The following is a 15,312-nucleotide window of genomic DNA, read 5'->3' as shown; positions in this document are numbered from 1 at the left end:
AANNTTTGGAGCGGGAAACGAGACTCGAACTCGCGACCCCGACCTTGGCAAGGTCGTGCTCTACCAACTGAGCTATTCCCGCATAATCTTCGTCTTTCGAACCGCTACTGCGTTGGCTGCCTTCACTCGCCTCAGTCACTTACTTCAGTAAGCTCCTGAGGACTCATTCAGTTGCCGCCTTGTCGCAATTCGAAATCCTGCGATTGGTGGTCTGTACTTAACAAGTACTTTCAAATTTTGGAGCGGGAAACGAGACTCGAACTCGCGACCCCGACCTTGGCAAGGTCGTGCTCTACCAACTGAGCTATTCCCGCAAATTTGTTGCTGTCGTAATTCGCATTTCTGCGTCGTTACGGGAGGCGCATTATACGAGAAATCCATTTAGCTGCAAGCCCCTGAACGCATTTTTTCGCGATTTTTGTTTGAATGCTGATTAAATCACCAAACAAGACAAAAAACGAGCAAAGCGTGCGCTATGCAACAAAAAACTTTTCACGCCACGCCTAAAGGCACAGAATCAGAATAGCACCCTGCGCCAAAAAAAGAATAGCACGGTGACCACAACATCCAATTGATATCAGGGATCAAGATGAAAAAAAAACTTATTGTCATGCTGTTAGCCAGCCTCTCCGTTCACGCCGCTTCCGTTTCCGCCAGAACATTACATTTTGGCACCTCCGCCACCTATGCGCCCTATGAGTTTGTCGATGCCGATAATAAAATTGTTGGTTTCGATATTGATGTCGCCAACGCGGTCTGCAAAGAGATGCAAGCGGAGTGCTCATTTACTAACCAGAGCTTTGATAGTCTGATCCCCAGCCTACGCTTCAAAAAGTTTGATGCGGTGATCGCCGGTATGGATATGACGCCCAAACGTGAGCAGCAGGTCTCCTTTAGCCAACCCTATTACGAAGGTTTATCGGCGGTAGTCGTCACGCGTAAAGGGGCTTATCACACTTTTGCCGATCTGAAAGGCAAAAAAGTCGGTCTGGAAAACGGTACAACGCATCAGCGCTATTTGCAGGATAAACAACAAGCTATCACACCTGTCGCCTATGACAGCTATCTAAACGCCTTTACCGATCTGAAAAACAACCGTCTTGAGGGCGTGTTTGGCGATGTCGCCGCGATTGGTAAGTGGCTAAAAAACAATCCGGATTACGCCATCATGGATGAACGCGCCAGCGATCCTGACTACTACGGAAAAGGGTTAGGCATTGCGGTACGCAAAGGCAACGACGCGCTATTGCAAGAAATTAATGCCGCGCTCGACAAGGTGAAAGCGTCGCCGGAATATGCGCAAATGCAAGAGAAATGGTTTACGCAGTAATTCAGTGGCGGGAGAGCTGCCGGATGAGACGCTCTGGCGTTGCCATCCGGCATGTTACGCCTCACAGCTTAATGAAATGCTCGCGGTAGTAAGCCAGCTCCGCCACCGACTCGCGAATATCATCCATCGCCTGGTGCGTGCCCTGCTTGGTAAAGCCGGCCAGAATCTCCGGCTTCCAGCGGCGCGCCAGTTCCTTGAGCGTACTGACATCCAGATAGCGATAGTGGAAGTAGGCCTCCAGTTCCGGCATATATTTAAACAGAAAACGACGATCCTGACCGATGCTGTTACCGCAAATCGGCGACTTACCCGCAGGCACCCACGTTTTCAGAAATTCAATCGTCGCCAGTTCAGCGTCTCGTTCGCCCATCGTACTTGCCTTAACGCGATCTACCAGGCCGCTACCGGTATGGGTGCGCACGTTCCAGTCATCCATTAACGCCAGTTGCGCATCGGATTGATGTACCGCAATCGTCGGCCCTTCCGCCAGAATATTCAGGCTGGCATCCGTTACCAGCGTGGCTATCTCAATAATGCGATCGCGCTCGGGGTCCAGACCTGTCATCTCCAGATCGATCCAAATCAGGTTGTTTTCATCGGCACTCATGCTATTTTCCACCCTTCAGAGGTCACATTCACTGTGACTATATTCATCTACAATTGCGTGTATCATAGATGTTTTGCCCACTATGGGCGACCAGGAGCCAGTACGATTGAGCAAAAATAAACTCTCCAAAGGCCAGCAGCGCCGTGTGAACGCCAATCACCAGCGTCGTTTAAAAACGTCCGCGGAGAAAGCCGACTACGATGACAACCTGTTTGGCGAGCCTGCAGAAGGTATCGTCATTAGCCGTTTTGGTATGCATGCCGATGTGGAGTCTGCTGACGGCGAGGTTCACCGTTGCAATATCCGCCGCACTATCCGTTCGCTGGTGACGGGCGATCGCGTCGTCTGGCGTCCGGGCAAAGCCGCCGCAGAGGGCGTCAACGTAAAAGGCATCGTTGAAGCGGTGCATGAGCGCACCTCGGTATTGACGCGCCCGGACTTCTACGACGGCGTGAAGCCTATTGCCGCCAACATTGACCAAATCGTTATTGTCTCCGCGATTTTGCCGGAGCTGTCGCTGAATATCATCGATCGCTATCTGGTCGGCTGTGAAACCCTACAGGTTGAGCCGCTTATCGTACTCAATAAAATTGATCTGCTGGACGACGAAGGTATGGACTTCGTTAATGAGCAGATGAATATCTACCGCAATATCGGCTATCGCGTGCTGATGGTCTCCAGCCATACGCAGGATGGTCTGAAACCGCTGGAAGAAGCGTTAACCGGTCGCATCAGTATTTTTGCCGGGCAGTCCGGCGTCGGAAAATCCAGTCTGCTAAACGCTCTGCTCGGCTTACAGAACGAGATTCTGACGAACGATGTGTCGAATGTCTCCGGTCTGGGTCAACATACCACTACCGCTGCTCGTCTGTATCATTTCCCGCATGGCGGCGATGTCATTGATTCCCCCGGCGTGCGCGAGTTCGGCTTATGGCATCTGGAGCCGGAACAAATCACCCAGGGCTTTGTCGAATTTCATGACTATTTGGGACATTGTAAATACCGGGACTGCAAGCATGACGCCGATCCAGGCTGCGCCATTCGCGAGGCGGTAGAGAACGGCGCTATTGCGGAAACCCGTTTCGAAAATTATCACCGAATTCTTGAAAGTATGGCGCAGGTAAAAACGCGTAAAAACTTTTCTGATACGGACGACTGACAGATACGCTAGGCGTCGTTGGAATCGTCCCCTTTTTTCAGGATACCGGTATAACTGCCGGTTCAGGAACAACAATGGCCTGGAGGCTACCTTGTTAAACTCATTTAAACTTTCGCTACAATACATTCTGCCGAAACTATGGCTCACTCGCCTGGCGGGCTGGGGCGCAAGCAAACGAGCAGGATGGCTGACAAAACTGGTTATCGATCTCTTCGTAAAGTATTACAAAGTCGATATGACCGAGGCGCAAAAACCGGATACCGCCAGCTATCGTACGTTCAATGATTTCTTTGTTCGTCCGCTGCGTGATGACGTGCGTCCGCTCAATACCGATCCTAACATCCTGGTGATGCCTGCCGACGGCGTGATAAGCCAGTTGGGTCGTATCGAAGAAGATAAAATTTTGCAGGCCAAAGGCCATAATTACAGCCTTGAGGCGTTGCTGGCGGGTAACTACCTGATGGCGGATAAGTTCCGCAACGGCACGTTTGTGACCACTTACCTCTCCCCTCGCGACTACCATCGCGTGCATATGCCATGCAACGGCATCCTGCGCGAAATGATCTACGTACCGGGCGATCTGTTCTCCGTTAACCATCTGACCGCGCAAAACGTCCCCAACCTGTTTGCCCGCAACGAGCGCGTTATCTGCCTGTTTGATACCGAGTTCGGCCCTATGGCGCAGATTCTGGTCGGCGCAACTATTGTCGGCAGTATCGAAACCGTCTGGGCGGGGACCATTACCCCGCCGCGCGAAGGCATCATCAAGCGCTGGACCTGGCCAGAAGGCGAATATGAAGGGTCTGTCGCCTTGTTGAAAGGCCAGGAGATGGGACGCTTTAAACTGGGTTCCACGGTCATCAACTTATTTGCGCCGGGGAAAGTGAATCTGATCGCGTCGCTGGCAAGCCTGTCCGTTACCAAAATTGGCCAACCGCTGGCGACGTCGACCGAAACATTCGTCGCGCCGGAGGTAGAACCTGCTCCGCTGCCGGCAGAAGAAATTAAAGCCGAACACGACGCCAGCCCGCTGGTTGACAATAAAAAAGACGACACCTAATCAAGAGAGAATGCTGACTTGCGCCTGATTATCGCTTTTCTGATGGCCTGGTGCCTCAGCACGGGGGCGTTCGCCGCAACGGCCCCCGACGCCAAACAAATCACGCAGGAACTGGAGCAGGCAAAAGCGGCGAAGCCCGCTCAGCCGGAAGCCGTTGAGGCGCTCCAGACTGCGTTAAACGCGCTTGAAGAGCGAAAAGGCTCGCTTGAGCGCGCGAAACAATATCAACACGTTATTGATAACTTCCCTAAGCTATCCGCCACCTTGCGCGCCCAGTTGAATAATCTGCGCGATGAACCTCGCAGCGTACCGCCAGAGATGTCCACCGAAGCGTTAAATCAGGAGATCTTGCAGGTTAGCAGCCAGCTACTGGATAAAACCCGCGAGGCGCAACAGGAACAGGAGCGCGTCAGGGAGATCGCCGACTCGCTCAGCCAGCTTCCCCAACAGCAAAACGACGCCCGCCGCCAGCTTAATGAGATTGAGCGACGGCTCGGCGCCGCAGGCGGAAGTGCCGCGCTTAGCCAGGCGCAAAGTCTCAGTATGCAGGCGGAGTCCGCCAAACTAAAAGCGTTAGTCGACGAACTGGAGTTGGCGCAACTGTCCGCCAACAACCGTCAGGAACTGGCTCGTCTGCGTTCCGAGCTGGCGGAAAAACAGAGTCAGCAATTGGATGCGTATCTTCAGGCGCTGCGCAATCAGCTCAATAGCCTGCGCCAACGTGAAGCGGAACGCGCGCTGGAAAGCACTGAGCTGCTGGCGGAAAACAGCGCCGGTTTGCCGGAAGGCATCGTCGAACAATTTAAAGTCAACCGCGAGCTGTCACAGGCGCTCAATCAACAAGCGCAGCGGATGGATCTGGTCGCCTCGCAGCAGCGACAGGCCACCAGCCAAACGTTACAGGTGCGCCAGGCGCTCAATACGCTGCGGGAGCAGTCGCAATGGCTTGGCGTGTCCAACATGCTTGGCGAAGCGCTGCGCGCGCAGGTCGCCCGTCTGCCAGAGATGCCTAAACCGCAGCAGCTTGATACGGAAATGGCGCAGCTACGCGTTCACCGTATGCGCTATGAAGAGTTACTCAATAAGCAGCCGCAGCTACGGCAAATACGTCAGGCCAATGGACAGCCGCTGACCGCCGAGCAAAACCAGATTCTTGACGCCCAGCTTCGCACTCAGCGCGAGCTGCTCAACTCGTTGTTACAGGGCGGCGATACGCTGATCCTGGAGCTGACCAAACTGAAAGTCTCCAACAGCCAACTGGAGGATGCGCTTAAAGAGGTTAATGAAGCGACCCACCGTTATCTGTTCTGGACCGCTGACGTTAGCCCGCTATCGCTCTCCTGGCCTGTTGATTTGGTTCAGGATTTACGTCGGCTTATCTCATTAGATACGTTTAATCAGTTAGGTAAAGCCAGCATCATGATGCTGACCAGCAAAGAGACGCTACTGCCGTTATTCGGCGCGCTGGCGCTGGTCGGGTTTAGCCTCTATTCACGTCAACACTTCAACCGGTTCCTTGAACGCTCGGCCTCGCGCGTCGGGAAAGTCACCCAGGATCACTTCTCGCTGACGCTGCGAACGGTGTTCTGGTCGATTCTGGTCGCCTCGCCGCTGCCCGTCTTGTGGGCGACGCTCGGCTATGGTCTACAGGAAGCCTGGCCGTATCCGCTGGCCGTCGCCATCGGCGATGGCGTGACGGCGACAGTACCGCTGTTGTGGGTAGTCATGATTTGCGCCGCTTTTGCCCGCCCTAATGGTCTGTTTGTGGCGCATTTCGGCTGGCCGCGAAACCGGGTAGCGAAAGCGATGCGCTACTACCTGATGAGCATTGGGCTGATCGTGCCGCTCATTATGGCAGTGATCATGTTTGATAATCTTAACGATCGGGAGTTTTCCGGCTCGTTGGGCCGCCTTTGCTTCATCCTGATATGCGGCGCGCTGGCGCTGGTCACGCTGAGTCTGAAAAAAGCGGGCATTCCGCTCTATCTTGATAAAGAAGGCAACGGCGACAACATGGTCAACAGCCTGCTGTGGAATATGTTGATGGGCGCGCCGCTTATCGCGATTCTGGCGGCGGCGGTGGGTTATCTGGCCACAGCGCAGGCGCTACTGGCGAGACTGGAAACCTCGGTCGCCATCTGGTTCCTGTTGCTGGTTATTTATCATGTCATTCGCCGCTGGATGCTGATCCAACGACGCCGACTGGCTTTTGACCGCGCCAAACATCGTCGGGCGGAAATGCTGGCGCAGCGCGCGCGCGGCGAAGAAGAACCGGCGCACTCCTCCAGCCTGGAAGGCGCGGTCGACATCGATGAAAGTGAAATCGATCTTGACGCTATTAGCGCTCAGTCGCTGCGTCTGGTCCGCTCAATTCTGATGCTTATCGCCCTGCTATCGGTAATTGTACTGTGGTCAGAAATCCACTCGGCATTCGGCTTCCTGGAGAATATTTCGCTGTGGGATGTCACCTCTACGGTGCAAGGCGTGGAAAGTCTGGAGCCGATTACCCTGGGGGCGGTGCTCATTGCGATTCTGGTCTTTATCATCACCACGCAGTTGGTGCGTAATCTGCCTGCGCTGCTGGAGCTGGCGTTATTACAGCATCTCGATTTAACGCCAGGTACCGGTTACGCCATCACGACCATCACCAAATATCTGTTAATGCTGATTGGCGGGCTGGTCGGTTTCTCGATGATCGGCATTGAGTGGTCGAAGCTACAATGGCTGGTTGCCGCGCTCGGCGTTGGGCTTGGTTTTGGCCTGCAAGAAATTTTCGCTAACTTTATCTCCGGCCTGATTATTTTGTTTGAAAAGCCGATTCGTATCGGCGATACGGTGACCATTCGCGATCTCACCGGCAGCGTGACCAAAATCAATACCCGCGCCACCACCATCAGTGACTGGGATCGTAAAGAGATTATCGTGCCGAATAAAGCCTTTATCACCGAACAGTTTATCAACTGGTCGCTGTCTGACTCCGTTACGCGCGTGGTGTTAACCATCCCGGCGCCGGCGGATGCCAATAGCGAAGAGGTGACGCAAATTCTGCTGACGGCGGCGCAGCGCTGTTCTTTGGTGCTGGATAACCCACCGCCTGAAATCTTTCTGGTGGATCTCCAGCAGGGTATTCAGATTTTCGAACTGCGTATCTATGCCGCGGAAATGGGACACCGTATGCCATTACGCCATGAGATCCACCAATTGATTCTGGCGGGCTTCCGCGAGCACGGTATTGATATGCCGTTCCCGCCGTTCCAGATGCGTCTGGAGAGCCTCGGCGGTAAACAAACGGGGAGAACGTTAACGTCAGCGGGTAAAACCAGCCGCCCGGCGGGGAGTTTGTAAACGCAATGGCGCCGGATGACGCTAAAAGACTCGATGACATAGGCTTATCAGGTCTTTTAGCATAGATCACACACAAAACTGATAGCGCAGGAAGAATTGCCAGGACCAGTAAGCAAATATCACCAACGCGACACAGTACAAAAACCAACTACGTATTTTCTTATACACAGTAACGTAAAAAAATGGGAAAAACAGGGGCAGCGTCATCATCGCGCCAAAACCTCTGGAATCATCATTTTCGACAGTTCTCATCACATCACAAATGTTGTTTATCCCACTCTCGCCAATCATCCACTCTTTATCCAGGACTGAAAATACAGCGATGAGTGGGATAGCCAGTAAAAGCCAGATAGCGCACAATGCAAACATTTTCGGACTCATTATAAATATCCTTTTCATAAAGCCGATGAGCTAACGCTATCCGGACAAAGATTACTCCGCCGCCCACTCCGGATCGGCGCTCATGCGGCTGCTGTAATTCTGATAAATCGCCATCGCCAGCAGCGAGAAGAAGATCGGGCCGCCGATCATCCACAAGGCGCTGTCCCAGTCCCCAGCTTCAATCACTGGCTGGATGATGGTAAAGACGTTGGCAAACGTCACCACCAGCACCACAACACCCGTCGCGACCAGGGTAGAGGCTTTGGTTTTAAAGAGAACAAATGGCCGCTCCAGATCCTGACGCGCTTTAAAGAAGGGAAATGCCAGCGCAAGGAACAGGTATGGCAAGGTCATTGAGACGTTCGCCATCAGAGTGAGTTTGTTATAAAACGCCGATGCGGTGTCACCGCCAAAAGAGACCAGCAAAATAAACAGACTCACCAGCACGCACTGTAGCCACATAGCGGTCGCCGGCATACCGTTAGCGTTCAGTGTCGTCATCGGCGCGGGCCACAACGCTTTTGGCGTCCCCTGAATAATGGCTTTCAGCGGTGAATAGCTCAACGTAAAAAACGCGCCGGTATAAGCCAGAAACATAGAAAGGCCGGTGATACGCGCAAACCAGACGCCCACCGTCATCGCTGCTTCCGGAGAAAGGTTTAACGCGTTACCTAATGTCGTGCCTAAACTCGACATCAGAATGTAGGTGATATTCCCTAAGTTAACGGCGCTATTACTTAATATCTGTTGCCAGTTAGTGCTGACGCCCCATAAAAAGATCGCCAAAGAATAACCAATTGAAATCACAATAGCCGCGAAAACAATACCTTTCGCAAAATTCTTTTCCGGTTTCTCGGTTTTATCCACCAGTCCGCCGACAGCCTCAATACCGCCGTACGCAAAAATAGCAAATACCACAAATGACAACATTGCCAGGCCGGAGTGATAACCCGGATTCGGTGACGAGGTAAAATTAATTTCTTGTGCAAAATGCCCACCATTTAATAACAAAATAGCGACACTCACTAACAATAAAACTAAATTAAGACACATTACGGCAATACCTCCGACCGCCGTAATTCGCGCAATTTTATTGATCCCTCTGGCGGCGACACACGTCACCAGAATCATCCAGCCGACGGCGAGCAGCCCGACAACCTGCGTAGGCTCAAGCCCTGCAATACGCCAGTGCTGCGTCATATCGGCGCCAAAAACAAAAGTAGAAAACGGTACCCAAATTTTTGCCGCCGTACTTACCATCCATATGACATACGATGAAAACCACATAAACGTGCCAATAAACGCGTAACGTGGCCCCACGCTATTATTCATCCACGAATAGATCCCGCCCTCTTCTTTGCGATAAGCGGAACCCATTTCAGCCATCATTAAGGCGAATGGAATAAAAAACAGCAAGGCAGAAAATATATACCACGGGATTGCGCTATACCCCATTAAATAAAACGCCGACGGGCTATTCGCAAAACCAAAAACAGAAGTAAAAATCATCAGGATAAGCCCAATAAGGCTCATCTTTTTTATCGTGTGGGTCATTCAACCATCCCTTACGCTCGAGCGCGTTTGCCAGACGCCGCTCACCGATTGACGCCGCCTTCTTTTTTACGAAGGTCAGCGATAAAAAAATCAACACAGGATTGATACCTAAATGGCATCAAAGTTCCAGCCTTATGTTGTGGCAAACAGAGGATAATTGAAAAAATATGCTACAAAATGGCGCTTATTGCGCCATTTTATCTCGCGAAAGAGTGAATTTCAGATTTACGCCCGATCGACCGTAAAAGCAATCACGTCCGCCAGGCTTTCTGCTCCCAGCGCCAGCATCACCAGACGATCAACACCCAGCGCCACGCCGGAACAATCCGGTAGACCGGCGGCCAGCGCATCCAGCAGATTTTGGTCAATCGGCTGCTGCGGCAGACCGCGCGCGGCGCGCTTACGATTGTCCTGTTCAAAGCGCTGTTGTTGCTCACGTGCGTCCGTCAGTTCGTGGAAACCATTCGCCAGCTCAATACCTTTGTAGTACACCTCAAAGCGCTCGGCGACGCGATGATCCTCGGTACTGATTTGTGCCAGCGATGCCTGACTTGCCGGAAAGTGATAAATAAAGGTCGGCTTTTCTTTACCTATATGCGGCTCAACCCCCATCGTGAACAACAGTTGCAGCAACGTATCACGGTCTTCTTCCGTATCGGCGATATTGCTTAAATCAAGCTTTGCCGCCGCCTCACGCAGTTGCGTTTTATCTGCTGATAACGGGTCAATCTCCAGATGGCGCTGAAACGCCTGTTGATAGGAGAGACTTTCCGCAGGTTGACAATCCAGCACTTGCTGAAGCAAATCATCCACTTCATTCATCAGGCGGTACATATCGTAATGCGGGCGATACCACTCCAGCATGGTGAATTCCGGATTATGATGTCGTCCCATCTCTTCATTACGGAAACTGCGGCATAGCTGGAAAACCGGACCGCACCCTGCCGCCAGCAGGCGTTTCATATGGTATTCCGGACTGGTCATTAAATAGAGGTTCATCCCCTGGGAATGGCCAGGTCCGACGAAACGCGTTTCGAACGGGAACAGATGAATGTCTGTGACCGTCGCCTGACTCATGCAGGGCGTCTCAACCTCAAGCACTCCACGATCGGCAAAGAAACGACGGATTTCCGCCATAATCGCCGCACGTTTTAATAAATTGGGGATGGACGCGCTCGGCTGCCAGGTTGCCGTTTCGCTCATGATTCTTTCTCCAGTTTAAGACAAGGTCACGAAGTCTACTCGCAACGCGCGGGCGAAACAAATTTTGCGCAGGCGTATCGGGCGCCTTCTGGAGGGTAAAAAAAGTGATTTCAGATGGTTTAGTAATTAAATTAATCAAAATCAATGATAATTCATCCCTCTGATACGCTAAAAAAATCGAACACGTCAAATTTCCCTCACATCCCTGAGACTATACTGTTGTACCCATAAAGGAGCAGTGGAAACGCATTCATACTTCGCAGAACCCAGAGGCTTTATCTGGCTGCGCGAGGGTGAAATTACAATAATCTGGAGGAATGTCGTGCAAACCTTTCAAGCCGATCTTGCCATTATAGGCGCCGGTGGCGCGGGATTACGTGCTGCAATTGCTGCCGCACAGGCGAATCCCAATGCTAAAATCGCACTGATCTCAAAAGTGTACCCGATGCGCAGCCATACCGTCGCTGCCGAAGGGGGTTCAGCCGCTGTCGCCCAGGATCATGACAGCTTTGACTACCATTTTCACGATACGGTAGCAGGCGGAGACTGGCTGTGTGAGCAGGATGTCGTGGATTACTTTGTCCACCATTGTCCCACTGAGATGACGCAGCTGGAGCAATGGGGCTGCCCGTGGAGCCGCCGTCCGGACGGTAGCGTTAACGTGCGTCGCTTCGGTGGTATGAAAATCGAGCGTACCTGGTTCGCCGCGGATAAAACCGGCTTCCATATGCTGCATACTCTGTTCCAGACTTCCCTGCAGTTCCCACAAATCCAGCGCTTTGACGAACATTTTGTGCTGGATATTCTGGTTGATGACAACCATGCGCGCGGCCTGGTGGCAATGAACATGATGGAAGGCACGCTGGTGCAAATCCGCGCCAACGCCGTGGTCATGGCGACAGGCGGCGCAGGCCGCGTATACCGCTATAACACCAACGGCGGCATCGTCACCGGCGACGGGATGGGCATGGCGCTGAGCCACGGCGTTCCGCTGCGTGATATGGAATTCGTTCAGTATCACCCGACCGGCCTGCCAGGTTCCGGTATCCTGATGACTGAAGGTTGCCGCGGCGAAGGCGGTATTCTGGTCAATAAAAATGGCTACCGTTATCTGCAAGACTACGGCATGGGCCCCGAAACGCCGCTGGGCGAGCCGAAAAACAAATATATGGAACTGGGGCCGCGCGACAAAGTATCCCAGGCTTTCTGGCACGAATGGCGTAAAGGCAACACCATCTCCACGCCGCGCGGCGATGTGGTTCACCTCGACCTGCGTCATCTCGGCGAGAAGAAACTGCATGAACGTCTGCCGTTCATTTGCGAACTGGCGAAAGCCTATGTCGGCGTCGATCCGGTTAAAGAACCGATTCCAGTACGTCCGACCGCGCACTACACCATGGGTGGCATTGAAACCGACCAGAACTGTGAAAGCCGTGTCAAAGGGCTGTTTGCCGTTGGCGAATGCTCCTCTGTTGGCCTGCATGGCGCGAACCGCCTCGGTTCCAACTCACTGGCGGAACTGGTGGTGTTTGGTCGTCTGGCTGGCGAACAAGCAATGGAACGCGCTGCTACGGCAGGCGCCGCAAATAGCGCCGCGCTCGACGCCCAGGTTGCCGATATTGAACAGCGTCTGAAAAATCTGGTGAACCAGGAAGGCAACGAAAACTGGTCGAAGATCCGCGATGAGATGGGTCTGTCTATGGAAGAAGGTTGCGGTATTTACCGTACCCCGGAACTGATGCAGAAAACCGTTGATAAACTGGCCGAGCTTCAGGAACGTTTCAAGCGCGTACGTATCTCCGATACTTCCAGCGTGTTCAACACTGACCTGCTGTATACCATCGAACTGGGTCATGGTCTGAACGTGGCGGAATGTATGGCGCACTCTGCGCTGGCGCGTAAAGAGTCCCGCGGCGCGCATCAGCGTCTGGATGAAGGCTGTACCGAGCGCGACGATGTGAACTTCCTCAAGCACACCCTCGCCTTCCGCGATGCTGATGGCACGACCCGTCTGGAATACAGCGACGTGAAAATCACCACCCTGCCGCCAGCCAAACGTGTTTACGGCGGTGAAGCGGAAGCAGCCGATAAGAAGGAGAAGGCGAATGGCTGAGATGAAAAACCTGAAAGTTGAGGTGGTGCGCTATAACCCGGAAACCGATACCGCGCCGCACAGTGCTTTCTATGAAGTTCCTTATGATGAAACAACATCGCTACTGGACGCGTTGGGCTACATCAAAGATAACCTGTCGCCAGACCTGAGCTACCGCTGGTCCTGCCGTATGGCGATCTGCGGCTCCTGCGGCATGATGGTCAACAACGTCCCTAAACTGGCGTGTAAAACCTTCCTGCGCGATTACACCAACGGTATGAAGGTGGAAGCGCTGGCGAACTTCCCGATTGAGCGCGATCTGGTTGTCGATATGACGCACTTTATCGAAAGCCTGGAAGCGATCAAACCGTACATTATTGGCAACTCTCGCACGCCAGATCAGGGGCCGAATGTCCAGACCCCGGCGCAAATGGCGAAGTATCACCAGTTCTCCGGTTGCATCAACTGTGGTCTGTGCTACGCCGCGTGCCCGCAGTTCGGTCTGAATCCTGAATTTATCGGACCGGCTGCGATTACGCTGGCGCATCGCTATAACGAAGATAGCCGCGATCACGGTAAGAAGGAGCGTATGGCGCAGTTGAACAGTCCGAACGGCGTATGGACCTGTACTTTCGTGGGCTACTGCTCCGAAGTCTGTCCAAAACATGTCGATCCGGCTGCGGCCATTCAGCAGGGTAAAGTGGAAAGCTCGAAAGACTTTCTTATCGCCACCCTGAAACCACGCTAAGGAGTGCAACATGACGACTAAACGCAAACCCTATGTGCGGCCGATGACGTCCACCTGGTGGAAAAAACTGCCGTTTTATCGCTTTTATATGCTGCGCGAAGGCACAGCGGTGCCGGCAGTCTGGTTCAGTATTGAACTGATTTTCGGTCTGTTTGCGCTCAAACACGGCGCGGAATCCTGGATGGGATTCGTCGGCTTTTTACAAAACCCGGTGGTAGTGATCTTAAACCTGATCACCCTGGCGGCCGCGCTGCTGCACACCAAAACCTGGTTTGAACTGGCGCCGAAGGCGGCCAATATCATTGTAAAAGACGAAAAAATGGGGCCAGAGCCAATCATCAAAGGGCTTTGGGTGGTCACTGCGGTAGTCACCGTAGTCATTCTGTATGTTGCCCTGTTCTGGTAAGGAGTCCCGGATGATTAATCCAAACCCAAAACGTTCTGATGAACCCGTATTCTGGGGACTGTTTGGCGCAGGCGGTATGTGGGGCGCGATCATCGCGCCGGTGATCGTGCTACTGGTTGGCATCATGCTGCCGCTGGGGCTATTTCCGGGCGATGCCCTGAGTTTTGAGCGCGTACTGACGTTCGCCCAAAGCTTTATTGGTCGCGTTTTTCTGTTCCTGATGATCGTGCTGCCGCTATGGTGTGGCCTACACCGTATGCACCACGCGATGCATGACCTGAAAATCCACGTGCCTGCGGGCAAATGGGTCTTTTACGGTCTGGCGGCAATCCTGACCGTTGTGACGGCGATTGGCGTTATCACTCTCTAAGTTGCCACGACGCCCTCTTATCTACCCGATAAGAGGGCGTTTTTTCTTTTCCTGCCTCTCATTTTCCCGCCAGGTTCTACACTTAGAAAAAAACACTGGAAGGAAAATTTTATGCGCATTCTGCCCGTCGTTGCTGCAGTTACGGCTGCATTTCTGGTTGTCGCCTGTAGTTCGCCTACTCCGCCTAAAGGCGTTACCGTGGTAAATAACTTTGATGCCAAACGTTACCTCGGCACCTGGTATGAGATCGCACGCCTCGATCATCGATTTGAACGTGGACTGGAACAAGTCACGGCCACCTATAGTCTGCGTGACGATGGCGGGATTAATGTCATCAATAAAGGCTATAACCCGGATCGGGGAATGTGGCAAAAAACAGAAGGCAAAGCGTATTTTACCGGTAGTCCAAACCGCGCCGCGCTCAAGGTCTCTTTTTTCGGCCCGTTCTACGGCGGCTATAACGTGATTGCGCTTGACCGGGAATACCGTCATGCGCTGGTGTGCGGCCCGGATCGCGACTATCTGTGGATACTCTCTCGCACGCCAACGCTTTCTGAGGAAATAAAACAGCAAATGCTGGCCGTCGCGACCCGGGAGGGGTTTGACGTCAATAAATTAATTTGGGTAAAACAATCAGGTTCGTAGCAATGTCAGCGACGAATTAATGCGCACTGAGTTTTAGCCCAATGATACCCGCGACGATCAAGCCAAGACTGAGCAAACGCGCCGGTGAGGCAGACTCGCCCAACAGAAGGATACCGGTGATTGCCGCCCCGACGGCGCCGATGCCGGTCCAGATGGCGTACGCCGTTCCAACGGGCAGCGTTTTCATTGCCCAGGAAAGTAACGCCATACTGATAACCATGGCCGTAATGGTGATGATACTGGGGGTCAGACGAGAAAAACCGTGGGTATACTTCAGGCCGACAGCCCATACCACTTCAAGTAAACCAGCGATTAATAGAATGATCCAGGACATAGCAGGCTCCAGATAATTAATGGGGCCGTCCCCGGTGAGAATAGCGTTTACAGGTCGTCCTGTAACGTATACGGATGA

General features: G+C 52.9%; 14 protein-coding genes and 2 tRNA genes. 9 read left to right on the top strand and 7 right to left on the bottom strand.

All coding sequences use genetic code 11. The features are described 5' to 3' along the window. Positions 1-6: 6 nt before the first annotated feature. Positions 7-82: transfer RNA gene (locus J4613_RS06855), tRNA-Gly, on the bottom strand. A gap of 156 nt (positions 83-238) precedes the next feature. After that, positions 239-314: transfer RNA gene (locus tag J4613_RS06850), tRNA-Gly, on the bottom strand. Positions 315-589: 275 nt separating this feature from the next. On the opposite strand from J4613_RS06850, the gene J4613_RS06845 reads away from it, so the two are divergent. Then, positions 590-1,330 (top strand): arginine ABC transporter substrate-binding protein, encoded by a 741-nt coding sequence (locus J4613_RS06845; protein ID WP_000727897.1) that lies wholly within the window; start codon positions 590-592, stop codon positions 1,328-1,330. Between the two features lie 61 nt (positions 1,331-1,391). Here the strand turns inward: J4613_RS06845 and orn are convergent, their stop codons facing one another. Beyond that, the gene (gene orn / locus J4613_RS06840) at positions 1,392-1,937 is read right to left on the bottom strand and encodes an oligoribonuclease (protein WP_001271546.1); all 546 of its coding nucleotides are present in this window, start codon (positions 1,935-1,937) and stop codon (positions 1,392-1,394) included. A gap of 106 nt (positions 1,938-2,043) precedes the next feature. Here orn and rsgA point away from each other — a divergent pair, with 106 nt between their 5' ends. From rsgA to mscM, 3 genes are all read left to right on the top strand, one after another. Continuing rightward, positions 2,044-3,096 (top strand): small ribosomal subunit biogenesis GTPase RsgA, encoded by a 1,053-nt coding sequence (gene rsgA, locus J4613_RS06835; RefSeq protein ID WP_000041948.1) that lies wholly within the window; start codon positions 2,044-2,046, stop codon positions 3,094-3,096. A gap of 91 nt (positions 3,097-3,187) precedes the next feature. Continuing rightward, positions 3,188-4,156 carry an archaetidylserine decarboxylase gene (asd, locus tag J4613_RS06830; RefSeq protein WP_063809005.1) on the top strand — a complete coding sequence of 323 codons (969 nt, stop codon included), beginning with the start codon at positions 3,188-3,190 and terminating at the stop codon, positions 4,154-4,156. A gap of 18 nt (positions 4,157-4,174) precedes the next feature. Continuing rightward, a complete protein-coding gene (gene mscM / locus J4613_RS06825; protein ID WP_001236755.1) occupies positions 4,175-7,501 on the top strand; it encodes a miniconductance mechanosensitive channel MscM in 3,327 nt (1,108 codons plus the stop codon). A gap of 66 nt (positions 7,502-7,567) precedes the next feature. Here mscM and J4613_RS06820 read toward each other — a convergent pair whose 3' ends face one another. From J4613_RS06820 to epmA, 3 genes are all read right to left on the bottom strand, one after another. After that, the gene (locus tag J4613_RS06820; protein ID WP_000074661.1) at positions 7,568-7,882 is read right to left on the bottom strand and encodes a YjeO family protein; all 315 of its coding nucleotides are present in this window, start codon (positions 7,880-7,882) and stop codon (positions 7,568-7,570) included. 51 nt (positions 7,883-7,933) lie between these two features. After that, positions 7,934-9,436: a glutamate/gamma-aminobutyrate family transporter YjeM gene (gene yjeM / locus J4613_RS06815; RefSeq protein ID WP_000149876.1), complete on the bottom strand. Its 1,503-nt coding sequence runs from the start codon at positions 9,434-9,436 to the stop codon at positions 7,934-7,936. Between the two features lie 225 nt (positions 9,437-9,661). Continuing rightward, a complete protein-coding gene (gene epmA, locus J4613_RS06810) occupies positions 9,662-10,639 on the bottom strand; it encodes an elongation factor P--(R)-beta-lysine ligase (protein ID WP_000004797.1) in 978 nt (325 codons plus the stop codon). Between the two features lie 322 nt (positions 10,640-10,961). Between epmA and frdA the strand changes: the two genes are divergently transcribed. From frdA to J4613_RS06785, 5 genes are all read left to right on the top strand, one after another. After that, positions 10,962-12,752: a fumarate reductase (quinol) flavoprotein subunit gene (gene frdA / locus J4613_RS06805; protein WP_001192954.1), complete on the top strand. Its 1,791-nt coding sequence runs from the start codon at positions 10,962-10,964 to the stop codon at positions 12,750-12,752. Then, a complete protein-coding gene (gene frdB / locus J4613_RS06800) occupies positions 12,745-13,479 on the top strand; it encodes a fumarate reductase iron-sulfur protein (RefSeq protein WP_000829509.1) in 735 nt (244 codons plus the stop codon). Before frdA ends, frdB begins: the two co-directional genes overlap by 8 nt. A 10-nt stretch (positions 13,480-13,489) precedes the next feature. Next, entirely contained in the window at positions 13,490-13,885 is a 396-nt protein-coding gene (frdC, locus tag J4613_RS06795) for a fumarate reductase subunit FrdC (RefSeq protein WP_000208749.1), read from the top strand. Between the two features lie 10 nt (positions 13,886-13,895). After that, a complete protein-coding gene (gene frdD, locus J4613_RS06790; RefSeq protein ID WP_000609650.1) occupies positions 13,896-14,255 on the top strand; it encodes a fumarate reductase subunit FrdD in 360 nt (119 codons plus the stop codon). A 111-nt stretch (positions 14,256-14,366) separates the two neighbouring features. Then, the gene (locus tag J4613_RS06785; protein WP_001221670.1) at positions 14,367-14,900 is read left to right on the top strand and encodes a lipocalin family protein; all 534 of its coding nucleotides are present in this window, start codon (positions 14,367-14,369) and stop codon (positions 14,898-14,900) included. Positions 14,901-14,916: 16 nt separating this feature from the next. Here the strand turns inward: J4613_RS06785 and sugE are convergent, their stop codons facing one another. Continuing rightward, entirely contained in the window at positions 14,917-15,234 is a 318-nt protein-coding gene (gene sugE, locus J4613_RS06780; RefSeq protein ID WP_000118469.1) for a quaternary ammonium compound efflux SMR transporter SugE, read from the bottom strand. Between the last annotated feature and the right edge of the window lie 78 nt (positions 15,235-15,312).

Origin of the sequence: Salmonella sp. 32020114201800008SM (genome assembly GCF_017572025.1) — a bacterium.
GTDB classification, from domain to species: Bacteria; Pseudomonadota; Gammaproteobacteria; order Enterobacterales; family Enterobacteriaceae; genus Salmonella; species Salmonella enterica.
Note: the sequence above shows the minus strand (reverse complement) of the source record. Positions and strands in the feature narration are given on the sequence as shown.

What these genes read in the sequence shown, in the direction of transcription:
- J4613_RS06845 (WP_000727897.1), top strand. Translation starts at nt 590, where the DNA reads ATGAAAAAAAAACTTATTGTCATGCTGTTAGCCAGCCTCTCCGTTCAC.
- orn (WP_001271546.1), bottom strand. Translation starts at nt 1,937, where the DNA reads ATGAGTGCCGATGAAAACAACCTGATTTGGATCGATCTGGAGATGACA.
- J4613_RS06820 (WP_000074661.1), bottom strand. Translation starts at nt 7,882, where the DNA reads ATGAGTCCGAAAATGTTTGCATTGTGCGCTATCTGGCTTTTACTGGCT.
- yjeM (WP_000149876.1), bottom strand. Translation starts at nt 9,436, where the DNA reads ATGACCCACACGATAAAAAAGATGAGCCTTATTGGGCTTATCCTGATG.
- epmA (WP_000004797.1), bottom strand. Translation starts at nt 10,639, where the DNA reads ATGAGCGAAACGGCAACCTGGCAGCCGAGCGCGTCCATCCCCAATTTA.
- frdB (WP_000829509.1), top strand. Translation starts at nt 12,745, where the DNA reads ATGGCTGAGATGAAAAACCTGAAAGTTGAGGTGGTGCGCTATAACCCG.
- frdC (WP_000208749.1), top strand. Translation starts at nt 13,490, where the DNA reads ATGACGACTAAACGCAAACCCTATGTGCGGCCGATGACGTCCACCTGG.
- frdD (WP_000609650.1), top strand. Translation starts at nt 13,896, where the DNA reads ATGATTAATCCAAACCCAAAACGTTCTGATGAACCCGTATTCTGGGGA.
- J4613_RS06785 (WP_001221670.1), top strand. Translation starts at nt 14,367, where the DNA reads ATGCGCATTCTGCCCGTCGTTGCTGCAGTTACGGCTGCATTTCTGGTT.
- sugE (WP_000118469.1), bottom strand. Translation starts at nt 15,234, where the DNA reads ATGTCCTGGATCATTCTATTAATCGCTGGTTTACTTGAAGTGGTATGG.